The organism is Micromonospora sp. NPDC004540 (assembly GCF_040610095.1).
Classification (GTDB): domain Bacteria; phylum Actinomycetota; class Actinomycetes; order Mycobacteriales; family Micromonosporaceae; genus Micromonospora.
The window spans coordinates 1-17773 of record NZ_JBEXLR010000090.1 but is presented as its reverse complement, the minus strand read 5'-3'; the positions used below and the strand labels follow the sequence as shown (position 1 = coordinate 17773).

Here is a 17773-nt window from a genome sequence, read left to right as displayed (position 1 = left end):
CCTGCGATCGTCCCGCTCGTGTTCACTCCGCCGGTCCGTCACCGCCCGCCGGCGTCGGCCGGTGGGCTGGAACCGCGCCAGTCCAGGCAGACGACGACCGCGTCGTCGCGAAGATCCGCGTCGGCATGGTACGCGTGCAGTTCGCGCATCACCGTACCAACTGCCTCGGTCGCCGGTTGCAACCGAGTGGACCGAATCGCGCGCGCCATGGCCCGGTCCCCGTACGGCTCCTGCCCGGCCGGCTCCGCCGCGTAGACGCCGTCGCTGACCACGAAGAGGCGGTCCCCCGGCTCCACGGTGAACTCCTGCACGTCGTAGCGGGTCTCGGCGAACATGCCCAGCGGCAGTTGCTGATCCAGCGTGATCGGGGTGACCGTCCCGCCGCGCAGCCGCAGCACGTGCGGCGAGCCCGCGTCCACGGCCCGCACCACGCCCCGCCGGTTGTCCAGCTCCAACAGCAGCGTGGCCACGTGCCGGCTCCCCCGGTGCTGGTAGAAGATGGTGTCCGAGGCCAGCTCGGCCTGCTCCACCAGGCTGCCCCCGGAGCGCCGCGCGTTGCGCATGGCGTTGACGGTCACCGCGGTGAGCAGCGAGGCGGCCAGGCCGTTGCCGGCGCCGTTGAGCACCGTGACGGTGAGCCGGTCGCCGTCGACCGACCAGTCGAAGTGGTCGCCGCCCACCGTGTACGCCGGTTCGAGCTGCCCGGCCAGCACGAAGTCGCCGTGCGTGACGCTGCGGCCGGGCAGCAGGTCCCACTGCATCTCGGCGGCCATGCTGAGCCGTTCCCGCCGGCGCGCCCGCCGGTAGCGGTCGGTCTCCCGGTCCGCCGCCCGCAGCGCCACCGCCAGGTCGCCCGCGACGTCCCGGGCCGTCGCCACGGTCGCCGCGTCCGGGGCGTCCGGCAACTCGACCATCAGCACGCCGAGCCGCTCCCCCCACGCCGACAGCGGCAGGTAGGCCCGGCACCGGCCGTTCTCGCCGGTGTCCAGCACCGGCTGCTGGCTGCTGAAGCAGCGTTGGGCGACACCCTGGCAGGCGAGGAACCCGCCCTCGGGAAGGTCCGGGTCCAGCACCGGCCATAGTCCGGTGAACCGGTAGTCGGCCACGAACACCTCGGTCCGCGACGCGCCGAGCACCCGGCGGACCGCCGCGTCGGCGGCCTCCACCAACTGGTCGGGGGGCGCGGCGCGCAGGGCGCGCGACACCGCTCCGGACGCGTCCGGCATGCTGTGATCCTCCGATGGCGACTATTGCTACAGGGCAAGCATCATACGGAGGCCCGCCGACACCGGTACGCCCCGGCTCCGACCTGCGGCGCGACGGTGTCGATCGTGGGTGGAGGGACCGGCTCAGTCGGCCGGCTTGACGGCCAGCGCGCCGTAGAAGGCGTCCGGCACCGGCTCCGGGGCGCCCGCCGGCCGCCAGCGCGCCACCGGCACGATGCCGTCCGCCGTCGGCCGCCAGCGGCCCAGCAGCGGCGCGAACCCCGCGGGCGCCCGCATTCGGAACGCCGGCCCCATCATGGCCAGCGCCTCCGGGTACGCGGCGAGTTCCTCACTGTCGAAGTCGATCGCCAGGAAGCTGCCCGGCGCGACCGCCTCGTGCAGCTCGTCGAGGGTGCGGGCGAGGGTCTCGTCGTCCAGGAACGCGGCCAGCCCGAGGAAGACCACCCCGACCGGCCTCCTCCCCCACCCCGGCACGAACCGGTGCAGCTGGGCCGGGTCGACGGTGCCGATGTCGGTGGCGTCGCCGTAGCCGTAGCCGGCCCGGTCGCTGTGGGCGAGCAGGCGCTGGCCCAGCCGGATCGTCACCGGGTCGACGTCGGTGTAGAGCACCGTGGCGTCCGGGGCCACCTCGTGCACGTTGCCCCTGGTGGGCACGCCCGCCCCGAAGACCAGGAAGCCGTCCACCCCGGCGTCGGCGATCGACCGGACCGCCCGGCCGAGGAAGTCGCGCAGTGCGCGGAAGATCGCGGCACAGGGCCCGTACGCGCCCTCGAAGGCGGCGGCCGCGGCCACGTCGACCGGGTAGTGGTGCTCGCCGCCGAGCCAGTAGTCGATCATGCGGGCGGTGCTCGGCTGGTCGGGCTCGGCCATCGACGAGGCTCCCTCTCTCACGCGCTGGTCGCCAGCGTACCCAGGGGTCGGCTCGCGCGGTATCGCCCCGACGACCGCCCGCCGGCCGCGATACTGGCCGCGGGCGGCCGACGGCGAGGAGGTACGGCGTGAACTCGGCGAACGGCGCGGCCGTGGTGGTCGGGGTGGACGGCTCGGAACCGGCAATGGTGGCCGTGCGCCTGGCCGCGCAGGAGGCGGCCCGGCGACACCGGCCGCTGCGGGTGGTGCACGGGTTCATCTGGCCGCTGCTGCGCGTACCCGTGTCGGCACCGCCCGGCGGGCCACCCGGCGGCGGCCTGCGGCACCAGGCCGAGGATCTGGTCGCGGCGGCGGTCGCCGAGGCGGAGTCGGCCGCGCCCGGCCTGCGGGTCTCCGGCGAGATCATCGACGGGGAGGCCGCGGCGGTGCTGCTCGGCGAGTCCCCCACCGCCGCCATGATCGTGCTGGGTGACCGCGGCCTCGGCGGGTTCGCCGCCCTCGTGGTCGGCTCGGTGGCCATCCAGGTCGCCTCCTACGCCGACTGCCCGGTGCTGGTCGCCCGCGGCACGCCACGACCGGCCGGCCCGGTGGTGGTCGGGGTGGACGGCTCGGCGCTGTCCCGCGCCGCGGTCGAGTTCGCCGCCGAAGAGGCCGCGGTCCGCGGCGCCCGGCTGCACGCCGTGCACGCCTACACCCACCCGGCCTCCACCGGGCCAGGCGACATGCAACCCCTGGTGTACGAGGAGGGCCAACTGCGCGGCGAGGAGGACCGGGTGCTGGCCGAGTCGCTCACCGGGCTGGCCGAGCGCCGGCCGGAGGTGCCGGTCACCCGGGCGGTCGCGCACGGTCGGCCGGTCGCGGCGCTCACCGAGGCGTCCCGCGAGGCCCAGCTGCTGGTGGTCGGCCGGCGCGGCCGGGGCGAGCTGTCCGGCCTGCTGCTCGGCTCGGTGAGCCAGGGGGTGCTGCACCACGCCGACTGCCCGGTGGCCGTGGTCCGCGCCGCCGGCTGAACGGTTGGCCCCGCCCCCGGCGGGTAGACGGCACGGACAGCCACAGCGACCGGAGGAGGCAGCGATGCCAGGACCACGGCCGGGCAGCAACGCGTACGACAAGGAGCGGGCGCGCCTGCGGGATCTGATCGAGCAGTCCGGGCGGGCCGCCGACAAGGAGGCGAACCAGGTCGCGAACCGGATCCTCCAGGACGACCGCGGCCAGCGGGGCGTGGTGCGGGGCGAACGGACCTTCGGCCCCAAGGGCGAGCGCGAGCCGGGCGACCCGAAGTGAGGGTGGCCTCCGCGGTCGACGGCGCCATCGCGGGCGCCGTCGGCAGCGCCGCGCTGAACGTCGTCAGCTTCCTGGACATGGCGGTTCGCGGACGCCCGGCGAGCAGCACGCCCGAGCAGACCGCCGGCAGGTTCGCCGACGCCGCGCACGTGGATCTCGGGCCCGAGGAGAAGGCCGCGAACCGGCGTTCCGGCATCGGGCCCGTCATCGGTTACGGCACGGGCGTGGCCGCCGGCGCGCTGTTCGGACTGCTGGCCGCCCGCCGCCGGGTTCCGTTACCGCTGGCCGTGGGACTGCTCGGCGGCGGCGTGATGGCCAGCTCCGACGGCTCGATAGCCGCGCTCGGCATCAGCGACCCGCGCACGTGGCGCAAGGTCGACTGGCTGTCCGACCTGGTGCCGCACCTGGCATATGGAGCGGCGGCCGCAGCCACCTGGCGGAGGCTGCGGCCGCCGTCGCGGCGGGGCTGAGTCAGCCCCGCCGATCGCTCTCGTCCTCGGCCACCGACTGGCCCGCCGGGCCGTACGGCGACACCTGTCCCTTCGGGACCGGCCGTCCGACGTCCGCGTTCGAGGTGCCGCCCTTGCCGTGGGGCCCCCTGCTCCCGGACTGGGGAATGAGTTCCCGGCTGTCCTGGCTGGTCGCGCCCTTGTCGTTGCGGCGCAGTTCCTCCTGCTGCGGCTTGACCACAGGTCTCTCCTTCCGGTGGCAGCGCACGGCGTGGGCCGCGCACCTGGTCTGCGTACCCGCCGCCGCCGGGCGCATTCCGGCCCGCCCGGGGCGTCTGGCCGGGCGCTGGCCGGGTACCCCCACCGGATGCCAGACGATCGGAACGTAGCGCGGGCGCTGCTCGACCGGCAGTCCGCCACCTACGCCGAGGAGGCCGGGATCACCCTGGCCGACCGCCCGGGCCCGCTCTACCAGCTGCTCGTGCTCACCACGCTGCTGAGCACCCGGATCCGGGCGTGCGTAGCGGTCGCCGCGGCACGCGAACTCTTCGCGGCCGGCTATCGCACGCCCGAGTCCATGGAGGCGGCGAGCTGGCAGGACCGGGTCGACGCGCTCGGCCGGGGCCACTACCGGCGCTACGACGAGCGGACCGCGACCATGCTCGGCACCGGGGCCCGGCTGTGCCTGGACCGGTGGCACGGGGACCTGCGCCGGATGCACAAGGAGGCCGACGGCGACCGGAGCGTGCTGCGCCGGCTGCTCACCGAGTTCCCCGGCATCGGCCCGACCGGGGCGGACATCTTCCTCCGCGAGGCGCAGGCGGTCTGGCCGGACGTGCGCCCGTACGCCGACCGGCGGACCCTGGCCGGGGCGCGCCGGCTGGGCCTGCCGGCGAACCCGGGCGGCCTGGCCGGGCTGGTCGGCGAGGCCGACTTCGGCCGGCTGGCGTCGGCCTTGGTGCGGGTCGCGCTCGGCGAGGAGTCGGCCGGCGAGGTCAGCCGGACCGCGGCGGCCCGCTGAGGCGGCCGGGCCTCACTTGGCCGGGCCGGGCTTGGTCAGGTTCCAGGCGAGCGCCGAGGCGAGCAGGGCCAGCAGCACGACGCCGCCGGAGATGCCGTCGCCCTCCCCGCCGCTGCTGCGATGCCCGGTGGAGCCGAAATAGATCACGGCCAGCCCGGCGAGCACGGTGACGAACGTCCGCATTCCTCGGTCCTTCACATTCCGGACGGTACGGCCAGCCGGCACCCGAAAGGCCCGTTTCGCGCGCTTGTCCCCCGGTCGGGGGAATCACTCCGCCCGGCAGCCGGCGGCCGGACCGCGCAGCCGCACCCGGCGGATCGCCCGGCCGGCCACCTCGACCACCTCGACGGTCAGCCCGGGCAGCCGCACCCGCTCGCCCGGGCCGGTCGGCAGCCGGCCCAGCCCGGCCAGGACCAGCCCGGCCACGGTGGTGTACTCCCGGGTCAGCGGGAAGGTCAGCTGCACGCCGGCGTCGGGCAGGTCGTGCAGCGGGAAGTCGCCGGGGAGCAGCAGCGCGCCGTCCGGCTCCCGCACCGCCTCCCGCACGTCCCGGTCGGTCTCGTCGTACAGCTCGCCGACCACCTCCTCGAGCAGGTCCTCCATGGTGACCAGGCCGTCGACGCCGCCGTACTCGTCGATCACCAGGGCGAGCTGCTCGTGGCGCTGGCGCAGGTGCCGCATCGCGTCGGCGACCGGCAGCGTGCCGGGCAGCAGCACCGGCGAGCGGGCGCGCTGCCCGACGTCGGCCCCGTCGGCGTCGACCAGGTCGCGGATGTGCACCACCCCGCGGATGTCGTCCAGCCCGCCGGGGCCGGTCACCGGCGCCCGGGACCGCCCGGTGGCGGCCAGCCGGCGCATCGCCTCGATCGCGGTCAGCTCCGCCGGCAGGAACGTCACGTCGCGGCGGGCCACCAGGATCTCCCGCAGGGTACGGCCGGCGATGTCGAACGCCCCGGACAGGATCTCCCGCTGCTGCGCGGAGAGCCCGCGCTGGCTGACCAGCATCTCGCGCAGCTCCTCCTCGGTCACCTCCTGCCGGTTGGCCCGCGGGTCCCCACCGGCCAGCCGGACCAGCAGGTCGGTGGCCCGACTGAGCAGCCACACCGCCGGGCGGGACAGCCGGGCGAGCACGTCCAGCGGCGCGGCGCTGAGCAGCGCCCAGCGTTCCGCCGACTGCATGGCCAGCCGCTTCGGGGCCAGCTCACCGACGACCAGCGTCACGAAGGTCAGCACCACGGTCACCAGCACCACGGCGACCGGGCGGGCGGCCCGGCCGAGGAAGCCCAGCGGGCCGACCAGCGGCTCCGCCAGCGACACCGCGGCGGCCGCCGAGGCGAGGAACCCGGCCAGGGTGATACCGAGCTGGATGGTGGCCAGGTAGCGGTTCGGCTCCCGGGCCAGCCGGGTGAGCCGCGCCCCGGTCCGCCCCGACCGGCCCAGCCGCCGCAGCTGCCCCTCCCGCAGCGTCACGATCGCCATCTCGCTGCCGGAGAGCGCCGCGTTGATCAGCACCAGGACCAGCACCAGGGCGAGCTGGCCGGCCATCAGTCGGTCTCCAGGTCGTCCAGCGAGATCGCGTGGGTCATCAGCCACCGGGCCAGCGCGGCCATTCCGAACAGCCACAACGGCGCCGACTCGGTGGTGCCGTTCGTGGCGAAGATGGCGAACCGCAGGTCCGGTGCCCGGTACGCCTCGATCCGCCACCGGTGGTTCCTGTCCCGCCAGACCGCCGAAGGGTCCATGGCGTCACCGTAGGTGACCGGGTGCGGCTCCCGGTACCGCTTGGCTCAGCCGCCCGGGACCACGTAGCCGCCGAACACCGAGGCCAGGCCGGCCACCGCGACCGACAGGAGCAGCCCGCCGAGCAGCAGCCAGCCCAGGCCCGCCCAGCCGGAGCGGCGCGGCCGGGCCGCCGGGACGTCGCCCCGCCAGCGTTCCCGGTGCAGCCAGGCGAGCACGCCCAGGCCGAACGGGAGCAGGCCGATCCAGAACCAGAACCAGCGGGTGCCGGCCACCGGCGGCGGCCCGGCCACCAGCATGAGCAGCCAGCCGGCCCCGATGGTCAGGGCCAGCAGTCCGGCCGCGTTGGCGAGCGCGTCGGCCAGGGTGTCGCCGTAGTGGGTGGTGGCGTCCCGGGCGCGCGGGTCGGTCAGCGGGTCGGTGTCGGTCTCCGGATCCTCCACGGGCACGCTCGCCCAGCGGATCTGGCCGTCCGGCCGGGTCCAGACGAGCATCCAGGCACCCTCGCCGTAGCGCGGCTCGGGGCGGCGGCCCCAGGTGGCGCCGGCCTGCCACCCGTCGGCCCGGGCCATGGTGACGACCCGGCCGGCGGCGAGGTCGCGCTCCAGCTCCGCCTCGTCGGCGGCGCGGGGCGCCGACCACCAGGCCAGGGCCGCCCAGACCAGCCAGCACAGCCCCACGGCGAGGGGCAACGCCCGGCGGCGCAGCCACGGCCGGTCCAGGAGCGCGGCACCGCGCGGGTCGATCATGCCGTCACCCTCGCATCCCGGCGCAACACTCAGCCGGGCAGGTGGACCACCTCGCGGGCGTCGTCGGGCAGCCGCCGGGTGGCGCCCCGCCGGTCGAGCAGCTCCAGCAGCGGCACCGCCACCCGGCGGGTGGTGTCGAGGGCCTGCCGGGCGGCGCTGAGCGTGAACGGTTGCGGCAGCCCGGCGAGCACCCGCACCGCGTCGTCCAGGGCGCCGGGCAGCAGCACCACGTTGTCGGCGAGCCGGAGCAGGGCGCCGGCGCGCACCGCCGCCCCGATCTCCCGAGGGCCGAGGCCGAGGTCGGCGAGGCGGTTCGCCTCGGGGGCCTGGAACGGGCGGTCCCCGTAGTCGGCGCGGACCCGGGCCACCGCCCGGGCCACCGGTTCGGGCAACGCGTCGCCCGACGCCGCGGTGACCCGGCCGGCGCGCAGGCGCAGCGGCGGGCGCAGCAGCGCCTCGACCAGCGCCCGGTCGGGCAGGGCGAGGCGGTGCCGCAGCTCGTCGACCGGAACGCCGGCCGCCAGGGGGTGCTCGCGGGCGTACCGGGCGACCTCCTCGGCGAGCCGGCGGCCCAGGTCCCGCCAGTGGTCGGGATCGGCCAGCCAGTCCCCGGCCACCGGGGCGGCGGTGACCGGCACACCCATCCGGGTCAGCTCGCCGGCCCGCAGCAGACGCCGCCGGCGCAGTTCCCCGGCCAGGTCGGGCCGGCCGTCCAGCCCGGCCAGCACGGCGGACCGGGCGGCGGCCGCGCCCCGGCGGCGCAGCGGCGGCGGGTCCACGTCCAGCACGGTCACCCCGCCGGCGACGTGGTGATGATCGGGGTCGCGCAGCAGCGCCCGATCCCCGATCAGCAGCGGCAGCGGGCGGGCCAACCGGAGCCGGACGGTGTCCGGGCCGAGCGGGCGGACCCGGGCGGCCACCGCGGCCGAGCCGACGTGCAGCGTGAGGGTGGCCGGCAGGTCGGCGGCCGGATCACCGGCGAGCCGCACGTCGAGCAGGTCGGTGTGGCGGAACCGGCCCGGGCTGAGCAGGGCGTCGCCGCGGGCCACCCGGTCCCGGGGCACCCCGCGCAGGTTCACCGCCACCCGGGCCACCGCGTCGACCTCGGCGTGGGCGGTGTTCAGCGCGTGCAGGCCGCGGACCCGGACCGGTTCCCCGGTGGCGGCAAGTTCGAGCTGGTCGCCGACGCGCAGCCGGCCACCGCCGAGGGTGCCGGTGACCACGGTGCCGCTGCCCCGGATGGTGAACGAGCGGTCCACCCAGAGCCGGACCGGGGCGTCGCGGGTCGGGTCCGGCAGCCGAGCGACCAGCCGGTCCAGCTCGACCCGCAGCTCGGGCAGGCCGGCGCCGGTGACCGCGCTGACCGGCACCGCCGCCACCTCGCCCAGCGAGGTCGCGGCGATCTCCTTGCGGGCCCGGGCCAGCACCGGCCCCGGGTCGGCCAGGTCCGCGCGGGTCACCGCCAGCAGCCCGTACGACACCCCGAGCGCGTCCAGCGCGGCCAGGTGCTCCGCGGACTGCGGCATCCAGCCCTCGTCGGCGCCGACCACGATCAGCGCGGCCGGCACCGGCCCGACCCCGGCGAGCATGTTCGGCACGAACCGCTCGTGCCCGGGCACGTCGACGAAGGCGATGGTGCCGCCGGAGGGCAGGGTGGTCCAGGCGAAGCCGAGGTCGATGGTCATGCCCCGGCGGCGTTCCTCCGCCCACCGGTCCGGTTCCATCCCGGTCAGCGCCCGCACCAGGGTGGACTTGCCGTGGTCGACGTGCCCGGCGGTGGCCACGACCCACACGGTCAGGCCCCGACCCGCAGGATCGCCGCCCGCACGTCCGGGTCCGCGTCGGCGGGCACGCAGCGCAGGTCGAGCAGGAGCCGGCCGTGCAGCACCCGGCCGAGGATCGGCGGCGCGCCGGTGCGCAGCGGCTCGGCGTACCGCTCGGGCAGGCTCAGCGCCCACGAGTCGAGTTCGAGGCCGGGCGCGCCACCGCCGCCGACCACCGCCGCGCTGGGCACCACCTCGGCCTTGCAGCCGTCCTCGCCGAGCCGGTCGCGGAGCCGTTCGGTGCGGGCCCGCAGCGCGCCCGGCTCGGCGTGCAGCGCCTCCCGGGTCGGGGTGGTCGGCGCGTGCAGGGTGGCGGCGAGCGCGGCCAGGGTCAGCTTGTCGACCCGCAGCGCCCGGGCGAGCGGGTGCCGACGCAGCCGCTCGACCAGGTCCGCCGCGCCGAGCAGCAGGCCGGCCTGCGGCCCGCCGAGCAGCTTGTCGCCGCTGGCGGTGACCAGGTGCGCGCCGGCGCGCAGCGTGGTCGCGGCATCCGGCTCGTCGGGCAGCAGCGGGTCGGGGGCGAGCAGCCCGGAGCCGATGTCGACGACCACGGGCACGCCGAGGGTGGCCAGGTCGCCGACCGGCACGGCCGAGGTGAAGCCGGTGACCCGGAAGTTCGACGGGTGCACCTTGAGCACGAACCCGGTGCGCGGGCCGACGGCGGCGGCGTAGTCGGCCCGGCCGGTGCGGTTGGTGGTGCCCACCTCGCGCAGCCGGGCGCCGGTGCTCTCCAGCAGGTCGGGCAGGCGGAACCCGTCGCCGATCTCGACGAGTTCGCCGCGGCTGACCACGATCTCCCGGTCCGCGGCGAGCGCGGTGGCGGCGAGCACCAGCGCGGCCGCGCCGTTGTTGACCACGTGCACGGCCGGCGCGTCGGGAACGGCGGCGGCGAGCGCGTCGAGCGCCTCCCGGCCGCGCCGGGCCCGCCGCCCGGTGCGCAGGTCCAGCTCCACGTCGGTGTGCCCGGCGGCGGCCACCAGGGCGTCGACGGCGGAGACCGACAGCGGGGCCCGGCCCAGGTTCGTGTGCAACACGACGCCGGTGGCGTTGAGCACCGCCCGCGGGGCCGGCGCGGGCAGCTCGGCCAGCGCGGCGTCGCGTACCTGCTCGGGGGTGAGCTCGCCGGCACGGGCCCGCCGCTGGGCCCGGACGATCGCGGCCTTCACCCGGTCGCGGCCGAGCGTGCCGGCCGCGGCGGCCAGCGCCGGGTCGGCGAGCAGCGCGTCGGTGCGCGGCACCCGCCGCCGCGGGTCGACGTCACGCATCGGGTCTCCCAGGGCTTGGCGGAGACGGACGGGAATCGAACCCGCCTGGCCCGGGTCCCGGACCACACCGGTTTTGAAGACCGGGAGGGGCACCAGCCGCCTGAACGCCTCCACCCAGCACTTAACCACATGTGATCTCCGGCCGCCCGCGGGAGGGCCGGACGCGCAGCGGATCAGGGCCCGGGCGTCTGGAAGTGGGGTCGCGGCTCGCCGGGAGCGGTGGGCAGGCGGGTGATCGGCGGGAGCACCAGCGCGACGAAGGCGAGGATGCCGATCACCGTGAAGGGCAGGGTGTAGCTCTTGCCGCTGGCTTCGTAGAGCAGCGAGGTGAGCAGCGGGCCTACCACGCCCCCGATGCTCCACGCCACGATCATCGCCCCGTAGATGGCGCCGGCGTTCGGCGTGCCGAAGTAGTCGGCGGCGGTCGCCGGCATGGTGCCGAAGCCGCCGCCGTAGGCGAGGTAGACCAGCGCGGCGAGGACGGCGAAGAGCCAGAACGCGGAGGCGTGCGGCAGGATCAGGAAGCAGACGCCCTGCAGGGCGAGCATGCCGATGAACGCCGTCATCCGGCCGATCCGGTCGGACAGCCACGCCCAGGCCACCCGCCCGCCGCCGTTGAACAGGCCGAGCACGCCGACCAGGCCGGCGGCGGTCGCGGCGCCCACCCCGGCGACCGCCTGCGCGGCGTCCGCGGCCTGGGAGATCAGCGCGATGCCGCAGGTCACGTTGAGGGTGAGGATCAGCGTGAGCAGGTACCACTGCCGGGTGCGCAGGGCCTCGCCGAAGGTGTAGACCCGGGTGCCGGCGACGGCCCGGCCGCCGACCGCCGGCGTGAAGCCCGGCACCTGGTAGCCGGTCGGCGGGTCCCGGAAGAAGGACGCCCCGAGCAGCACCGCGGCCAGGTAGGCGATGCCCAGCGGCAGGAAGACGCCGGTCTTGTGGTCGGTGCCGGCCAGCAGCGCCTTAGCGACCGGTGCGGTGATCACCGCACCGAAGCCGAAGCCGGCGACGGCGATCCCGGTGATCAGCCCGCGCTTGTCGGGGAACCACTTGCTGAGCATGGCGATCGGCGTGATGTAGGCGGCGCCGAGCCCGATGCCGCCCAGCACGCCGTAGGTGAGCAGCAGCAGCCACAGTTGGTCGCTCGACGAGACCAGCGACGCGAGCATGGTCCCGACGGCGTACAGGATCCCGCCGCCCAGCGCCACCGGCCGTGGCCCGCGCCGGTCCTGGATGCGTCCGCCCACCAGGCTGCCGATGAAGATGGTCCCGATCGCCACCTCGAACGGCAGCACGACCTCGGCCTTGCTCCACCCGAACTCCTCCTGGAGCGGCTTGTTGAACACACTCCAGGCGTAGACGGCGCCCAGCGCGAGCTGGACGAGCACGGCCGCGATCACGAGACCCCAGCGGCCCCGGGTCGGTGGCGGATTCCCCCGCGAACGAGCGGCTGTTGTGGCCATGAGCGGTACCCCCGTATCGGCTCATGGGCCCGGCGCCTGTCCTGCCTATCCCCCGTTCGGGCCGGCGCCCGGCCCGCTGACGTCTGGTTCCTGGCTTGCCCGCAGCCGCGCCCGTTCCCGCTGCGGCACGACGGTGTACTTCGGGTCCCTCGCCGAGGCGACCCCGCCGTGGAAGATGCCGAACCGGGTGCAGACGGACGCGGCGAGCAGTGCGCCGCCGGACAGGGCCGACAGCACCCGGCTGCGCCGCCCGACCAGCGCGCCGGCCACTCCGGCGGCGGTCAGCGCACGGCCGGTGCGCAGCAGCCGGCCGGCGGCGCCGGTCGCGTAGGGCTCGCTGAGCAGGCCGAGCCGGTTTTCCACCCGGTGCGAGCCCCACAGTTCGAGGGCCGCGCCGGCGACGGCGAGGCGCCGCGCCGGGCCGGCCTGCGCCGGCGGCGCGGCGAGCAGCCCCACGCCGGCGCCGCTGGCCAGCGCGCTGCCCGCGAAGATGGTCGGCAGTTCCGGGTACGCCTCGTGCCAGGACGGCACCGCCGTGTCGGCGAGCAGCACCCCGGTGTACGTGGCCAGCGCGGGGGCGGTGACCGCCGCGACCAGCCCGGCCGCGTCACCGGCCGGCGGCAGCAGCTTCCGGCCGAGCCCGAGCAGCCCGCGCTCGGGCAGCCGGGGCGCGGCCTCGGCGATCGCGGCCACCCCGGCGGCCGGCCCGAAGGTGGTGAGGATCCAGGTGCCCACCGACATCGGCGAGGTCAGCTTCGCCACCCGCAGCATGTGGTGGAACCGGCTGGGCTTGCCCAGGTCGTTGACGAGGAAGTACGCGCTGGCGCTGACCGCCGCCAGCGCGGTGACCCGGCCGGCGCGACGCAGGGCCGGCCGCCCGGTGAGCTGCCCGCCCGCGGCCAGCAGCGACGACCCGGCGGCGAGCCCGCCGGTGAACAGGTACGCGGCGATGTCCCACTTCCACACCGGCGCCTTGAGGATCGGCCGGCCGTAGTAGGAGGTGAATTCGGCCGGGGGCACGTTGAGCTGCTCCCCGCCGCCGCCCCTGCGGCCACGGCGCCGTTCCGCCGGTGGGACGTCGCGGGGCGGCTGGGGCGCCAGCCCGGCCTCGGCGGCACCCACGTCGGTGCGCGCCACGCCGGCCCCGGTGCCGGTCGCCCGGCTCCCGTTCGGGCCGGTCGGGGCGGCGCCCGCCTTCGGGGCGTGGCCGCCGGGCTGACCGGGGCGGGCGGCTCCATCGACGGCGAGCCGCTCGCGGAAGCGGCGGAACAGGTCGCCGACGGCGGGGCGGTCCGGACTCACGATGAACCTCCGACGAACGCGGCGACGGCCGCCGCCGCCATGGCCAGGGCGGCCAGCCCGGCCCGCTTCCACATCTTCGGCAGGTCCCGGGTGGTGACCACCGGGTCCGGCGGCAGGCCGTAGACCTCCGGCTCGTCGAGAAGCAGGAAGAACGCGCCGTCCCCGCCGACGCCGTCAGTCGGGTCGTGGCCGTAGAGGCGGGCCTCCGGCACACCGCGGTCGTGCAGCTGGGCCACCCGCTGGGCGGCGCGTTCCCGCAGCTCGTCGAGGGGGCCGAACTGGATCGACTCGGTCGGGCAGGCCTGCGCGCAGGCCGGCGTCTTCCCCGCTCCCAGCCGGTCGTAGCAGAGCGTGCACTTCCACGCCCGCCCGTCGTCCTTGCGCTGGTCGATCACCCCGTACGGGCAGGCGGAGATGCAGTAGCCGCAACCGTTGCAGATGTCCTCCTGCACCACCACCGTGCCGAACTCGGTGCGGAACAGCGACCCGGTCGGGCAGACGTCCAGGCAGGCGGCGTGGGTGCAGTGCTTGCAGACGTCCGACATCATCAGCCAGCGGAAGTCGCTTCGGCTGTCGGCGCCGGTGGCCCGCCCGGGCGGCTGGGCACCGGGCATGCCGAGGAACTCCGGCCCGGCGGCCATCCGCGCGGCGGCCTCCGGCTGACCGGGAGGCAGGCCGGGGACGGTACCGGTGTCCTGCGCCGTGCCGGCGGCGACCGCCGCGCTGGCCGCGCTGACCGCCTCCCCGACCGGCTCGCCCGCGAACGGCGGGGTGCGATGCCCGGCCGGTCGGGGCTGCTCGATGAACGCGACGTGCCGCCACGAGTTGGCGGTCAGCGCGCCGGTGTTGTCGTACGACATGCCGAGCAGGTCGAAGCCGGAGGCGGGAACGTCGTTCCACTCCTTGCAGGCCACCTCGCACGCCTTGCAGCCGATACAGACGCTGGTGTCGGTGAAGAAGCCCATCCGGGGCTCGCCGTCGGTCCAGCCGGCGTCCGGCGCGGGGTCGAGCGGTCCGTAGAGGCTGTTGCCCTCCAGCAGGGTCATCCATGGCTCCCGTCCGCGCCGGCCTCCGTGGTGATGATCGGGGTGCGGTGCCCCGGGGTCAGCCCGGCGCGCCGCTGGTAGTCGGCCACCAGGTCGAGCAGGGCCGGACCGGTGGGCCGACGGCCGGGACGGACGTCGCAGGTGCCCACCTTGCTCTCCTGGATCAGCACGTTCGGATCCAGCGTGATCCCGAAGAGGTCGTTGACCGAGTCGCCGGTCACCATCCCCTCGCGGCCGAAGTGGTACGGCAGCCACACCTGGTGAATCACCCGGCCCTCCACCCGCAGCGGGGTGAGCCGGTCGGTGACCAGCACCTTGGCCTCGATCGCCGCCCGGCCGGTGACCAGGTGCGCCCACCCCAGGTGCGCCAGCCCCACCTCCGCGGCCAGTTCCGGCGAGACCTCCACGAACATCTCCGGCTGCAACTCCGACAGCGGTCGGACGAAGCGGCTCATGCCGCCGGCGGTGTGGTGCTCGGTGAGCCGGCTGACCGTGAAGACGTACGGGAACACCTCGCTGTGCTGCTCCGGCGGGCTCGGGTTCATCCGGTTCACCGGGTCCTCGTACACCTTGCGGATCGGGTTCGCCTGTTGGCCGTACATCGGGTTGCGCAGCGGCGACTCGGCGGGCTCGTAGTGCGTCGGCATCGGCCCGTCGATGACGCCGGCCGGCGCGAACAGCCAGCCCTTCCCGTCGCCCTGCATGATGAAGGCGTCGTCGCCGGCGAGCCCCTCGGTCCCGACTGCGCCCTCGGGCGCCCGGTACGTCGGCGGCTTCGTCCTCTCGAAGTCCGGCACGTCGTAGCCGGTCCACTCGCCCTTGTCCGGGTCCCACCAGACGTACTTCTTGCGCTCGCTCCACGGCCGGCCCTCGGGATCGGCGGAGGCGCGGTTGTAGAGGATGCGCCGGTTCGCCGGCCACGCCCAGCCCCACTCGGCGGCCACCCAGTCCTGCTCGTGCCGGGACTTGCGGCGGGCCGCCTGGTTGACGCCGTCGGCGTAGACGCCGGAGTAGATCCAGCAGCCGACGGCGGTGGAGCCGTCGGCCTTGGCCTCCGGGAAGCCGCTCAGCGGGCGGCCGGTGGCCACCTCGTAGCCGTTGATCTCCTTGAGCACCGCCTCGGCGCTCGGCTCGGCGTGCGGCCCGTGCGTCGGGTAGTCCCAGGCCAGGTCGAGCAGCGCCCGGTCCCGGGGCTTGGTCGAGTTCGCCAGCTTCTCCCGCAGCACCCGGCCGAGGTGGTAGAAGAACCACAGCTCCGAGCGGCAGTCGTCCGGCGCGTCGACGGCCTTCTCCCGCCACTGGAGCAGGCGCTGGGTCTGGGTGAAGGTGCCCTCCTTCTCCACGTGGGAGGCGGCGGGCAGGAAGAACACCTCGGTGCGGCACTCCTCCGGCACGATCTCGCCGGTTTCCACCTCGGGGCTGTTCCGCCAGAAGGTGGCGCTCTCGATCATGAACAGGTCGCGGACGACCAGCCAGTCCAGGTTGGCCATGCCGAGGCGCTGAGCCTTGCCGTGCGCCGAGCCGACCGCCGGGTTCTGGCCGAGCAGGAAGTAGCCCTTCACCTTGCCGTCGATCATGTTCAGCACCTGCTGGTACGTCCCGTGGTCGCCGGTCATCCGGGGCAGGTAGCCGTAGCAGAAGTCGTTCTCCGGCGTCGCCGCGTCCCCCCAGTACGCCTTGAGCAGGCTGGCCGCGAAGGCATCGGCGTTGCCCCAGAAGCCCTTCTGGCCCGGGTGGCGGATGGCGTCCACCCAGGCACCGAAGGTCGGGTGCTGGGCGTGGTGCGGCATCGGCAGGTAGCCCGGCAGCAGGTTGAACAGCGTCGGGATGTCGGTGGAGCCCTGGATGCTGGCGTGCCCGCGCAACGCCAGGATGCCACCGCCCGGGCGGCCCATGTTCCCCAGCAGCAGCTGGATGATCGCCCCGGTGCGGATGTACTGCACGCCGACGGTGTGCTGGGTCCAGCCCACCGAGTAGACCAGCGCGCCGGTGCGCTCCCGGCCGGAGTTCTCCGTCCAGGCCCGGGCCAGCTCCAGGAACTTCTCCTGCGGGATCCCGCAGACCCGTTCGACCATCTCCGGCGTGTAGCGGGCGAAGTGCCGCTTGAGGATCTGGTAGACGCAGCGCGGATGCTGCAGGGTCTCGTCCCGCGTGGTCAGACCCAGCACCGGCATGCCGTGCGACTCGTGCCGCAGCGCGGCCGCGGTCTCCCGCTCCATGCCAGTGTCCGCGGCCCCGCCGCGGCGCTCCTGCCCCAGGTACTGCCAGCTCGTCTGGTCGTACGCCCGGGTCTCCGGATTGAAGCCGGAGAAGAGGCCGTCGAGATCCTCGGTGTCCCGGAAGTCTTCGCTGACGATCGTGGCGGCGTTGGTGTAGGCCAGCACGTACTCCCGGAAGTCCAGCTCGTTCTCCAGGATGTAGCGCACCACGCCGCCGAGCAGCGCGATGTCGGTCCCCGCCCGGATCGGCAGGTACGTGTCGGCGAGCGCGCTGGTCCGGGTGAACCGGGGATCCACGTGGAAGACCTTGGCGCCGCGCCTCTTGGCCTCCATCACCCACTGGAAGCCCACCGGGTGGGCCTCGGCCATGTTGGAGCCCTGGATGACGATGACGTCAGCGTTGACCAGGTCCTGCTGGAAATCCGTCGCGCCGCCGCGACCGAAGCTGGTCCCCAGACCGGGGACGGTGGCGGAGTGTCAAATGCGGGCCTGGTTCTCGATCTGGAGTGCCCCCATCGCCGTGAACAGCTTCTTGATGAGGTAGTTCTCCTCGTTGTCCAGCGTCGCCCCGCCCAGGCTGGAGATGCCCAGCGTCCGGTTGAGCGGGCGACCCTGGTCGTCGACGTCCTCCCAGGTCTCGTCGCGGGCGGCCAGGATCCGATCGGCGATCATGTCGAGCGCGACGTCGAGGTCCAGGTCCTCCCACTCGGTGCCGTACGGCCGGCGGTAGCGGACCTTCGTCTGCCGCAGCGGGCTCGTCACCAGGCTCTTGCTGGCCGAGCCCTTCGGGCAGAGCCGGCCCCGAGAGATCGGGCTGTCGGGATCGCCCTCGATCTGGGTGACCTGCCCGTCCTTGACGAACACCCGTTGCCCGCAGCCCACCGCGCAGTAGGGGCAGACCGACCGAGCCACGCTGTCGGCGGTCTCGGTGCGCGCGGTCAGCGCCGCCGAGCGGGCCGACTGCGCCGCCGCGCCCCGGCCCAGCGGGTCGGTGCCGGTGAGCTGCCGGTAGACCGGCCAGCCCTGGATGAAGGTCTTGAGACCCATTCCGGCACACCCCCTCGCGGGCTGGCAGGTAGCTGACCTTTTGAACATTAGGCCAGCCGCGGTGTGCCCGCGACCCGTGGCGCAAACATGGGTGCTCCGGCCCGCGGGGGTCACGGCTCGCCCGGGGTCGCAAGACAGCGGCGCCCCGGCTGGAGAGCCGGGGCGCCGCTGGGCGTCGGTGTGCAGGTCGCCTCTCGGCGAGTGGCGCGACGCGGCTCCAGCCGAACGGTATTCCGCGAAGGCAATTTAGGTGAGGCCCGGGGACACTG

At 75.1% G+C, this 17773-nt stretch carries 17 protein-coding genes and 1 tRNA gene; 4 read left to right on the top strand and 14 right to left on the bottom strand.

Annotated elements, in window-relative coordinates; translation table 11 throughout:
* Positions 1–38 precede the first annotated feature (38 nt).
* Both ABZV78_RS24795 and ABZV78_RS24790 read right to left on the bottom strand, forming a co-directional pair.
* Entirely contained in the window at positions 39–1226 is a 1188-nt protein-coding gene (locus tag ABZV78_RS24795; RefSeq protein WP_355642208.1) for a PP2C family protein-serine/threonine phosphatase, read from the bottom strand.
* A 123-nt stretch (positions 1227–1349) separates the two neighbouring features.
* A complete protein-coding gene (locus ABZV78_RS24790) occupies positions 1350–2096 on the bottom strand; it encodes an SAM-dependent methyltransferase (RefSeq protein WP_355642206.1) in 747 nt (248 codons plus the stop codon).
* A 128-nt stretch (positions 2097–2224) separates the two neighbouring features.
* On the opposite strand from ABZV78_RS24790, the gene ABZV78_RS24785 reads away from it, so the two are divergent.
* The 3 genes from ABZV78_RS24785 (at position 2225) to ABZV78_RS24775 (ending at position 3850) form a co-directional block, all read left to right on the top strand.
* Positions 2225–3106, top strand: a complete 882-nt coding sequence (locus ABZV78_RS24785; protein ID WP_355642204.1) for a universal stress protein — start codon at positions 2225–2227, stop codon at positions 3104–3106.
* A gap of 64 nt (positions 3107–3170) precedes the next feature.
* On the top strand, positions 3171–3380 hold the full coding sequence (locus ABZV78_RS24780) for a phosphatidylethanolamine-binding protein (protein ID WP_355642202.1): 210 nt from the start codon (positions 3171–3173) through the stop codon (positions 3378–3380).
* Positions 3377–3850 (top strand): hypothetical protein, encoded by a 474-nt coding sequence (locus tag ABZV78_RS24775; protein ID WP_355642200.1) that lies wholly within the window; start codon positions 3377–3379, stop codon positions 3848–3850. Before ABZV78_RS24780 ends, ABZV78_RS24775 begins: the two co-directional genes overlap by 4 nt.
* Position 3851: 1 nt before the next feature.
* Here the strand turns inward: ABZV78_RS24775 and ABZV78_RS24770 are convergent, their stop codons facing one another.
* Positions 3852–4070 (bottom strand): hypothetical protein, encoded by a 219-nt coding sequence (locus ABZV78_RS24770; RefSeq protein WP_355642198.1) that lies wholly within the window; start codon positions 4068–4070, stop codon positions 3852–3854.
* Positions 4071–4196: 126 nt separating this feature from the next.
* On the opposite strand from ABZV78_RS24770, the gene ABZV78_RS24765 reads away from it, so the two are divergent.
* Positions 4197–4850: a hypothetical protein gene (locus ABZV78_RS24765; RefSeq protein ID WP_355642196.1), complete on the top strand. Its 654-nt coding sequence runs from the start codon at positions 4197–4199 to the stop codon at positions 4848–4850.
* A gap of 12 nt (positions 4851–4862) precedes the next feature.
* Here the strand turns inward: ABZV78_RS24765 and ABZV78_RS24760 are convergent, their stop codons facing one another.
* The 11 genes from ABZV78_RS24760 to fdh all read right to left on the bottom strand — a co-directional run bounded on the left by ABZV78_RS24760 (position 4863) and on the right by fdh (position 17504).
* Complete coding sequence (locus ABZV78_RS24760) at positions 4863–5033, bottom strand: hypothetical protein (RefSeq protein WP_355642194.1); 171 nt, start codon at positions 5031–5033, stop codon at positions 4863–4865.
* An 84-nt stretch (positions 5034–5117) separates the two neighbouring features.
* Positions 5118–6395, bottom strand: coding sequence for a hemolysin family protein (locus ABZV78_RS24755; protein ID WP_355642193.1), 1278 nt, complete (start codon positions 6393–6395; stop codon positions 5118–5120).
* Entirely contained in the window at positions 6395–6592 is a 198-nt protein-coding gene (locus ABZV78_RS24750) for a hypothetical protein (RefSeq protein ID WP_091306848.1), read from the bottom strand. Before ABZV78_RS24750 ends, ABZV78_RS24755 begins: the two co-directional genes overlap by 1 nt.
* Before the next feature lie 45 nt (positions 6593–6637).
* A complete protein-coding gene (locus ABZV78_RS24745; protein WP_355642191.1) occupies positions 6638–7339 on the bottom strand; it encodes a hypothetical protein in 702 nt (233 codons plus the stop codon).
* 29 nt (positions 7340–7368) lie between these two features.
* A complete protein-coding gene (gene selB / locus ABZV78_RS24740) occupies positions 7369–9132 on the bottom strand; it encodes a selenocysteine-specific translation elongation factor (protein ID WP_355642189.1) in 1764 nt (587 codons plus the stop codon).
* Positions 9133–9134: 2 nt separating this feature from the next.
* Positions 9135–10427 (bottom strand): L-seryl-tRNA(Sec) selenium transferase, encoded by a 1293-nt coding sequence (gene selA, locus ABZV78_RS24735; protein ID WP_355642187.1) that lies wholly within the window; start codon positions 10425–10427, stop codon positions 9135–9137.
* 16 nt (positions 10428–10443) lie between these two features.
* Positions 10444–10539, bottom strand: a tRNA-Sec gene (locus ABZV78_RS24730).
* A gap of 61 nt (positions 10540–10600) precedes the next feature.
* Complete coding sequence (locus tag ABZV78_RS24725; RefSeq protein WP_355642185.1) at positions 10601–11815, bottom strand: OFA family MFS transporter; 1215 nt, start codon at positions 11813–11815, stop codon at positions 10601–10603.
* A gap of 120 nt (positions 11816–11935) precedes the next feature.
* The gene (gene nrfD, locus ABZV78_RS24720; protein ID WP_355642183.1) at positions 11936–13192 is read right to left on the bottom strand and encodes an NrfD/PsrC family molybdoenzyme membrane anchor subunit; all 1257 of its coding nucleotides are present in this window, start codon (positions 13190–13192) and stop codon (positions 11936–11938) included.
* Positions 13189–14232: a 4Fe-4S dicluster domain-containing protein gene (locus tag ABZV78_RS24715; protein ID WP_355642230.1), complete on the bottom strand. Its 1044-nt coding sequence runs from the start codon at positions 14230–14232 to the stop codon at positions 13189–13191. Before ABZV78_RS24715 ends, nrfD begins: the two co-directional genes overlap by 4 nt.
* Before the next feature lie 2 nt (positions 14233–14234).
* Positions 14235–17504, bottom strand: a complete 3270-nt coding sequence (fdh, locus tag ABZV78_RS24710; protein ID WP_355642181.1) for a formate dehydrogenase — start codon at positions 17502–17504, stop codon at positions 14235–14237.
* Positions 17505–17773 lie beyond the last annotated feature (269 nt).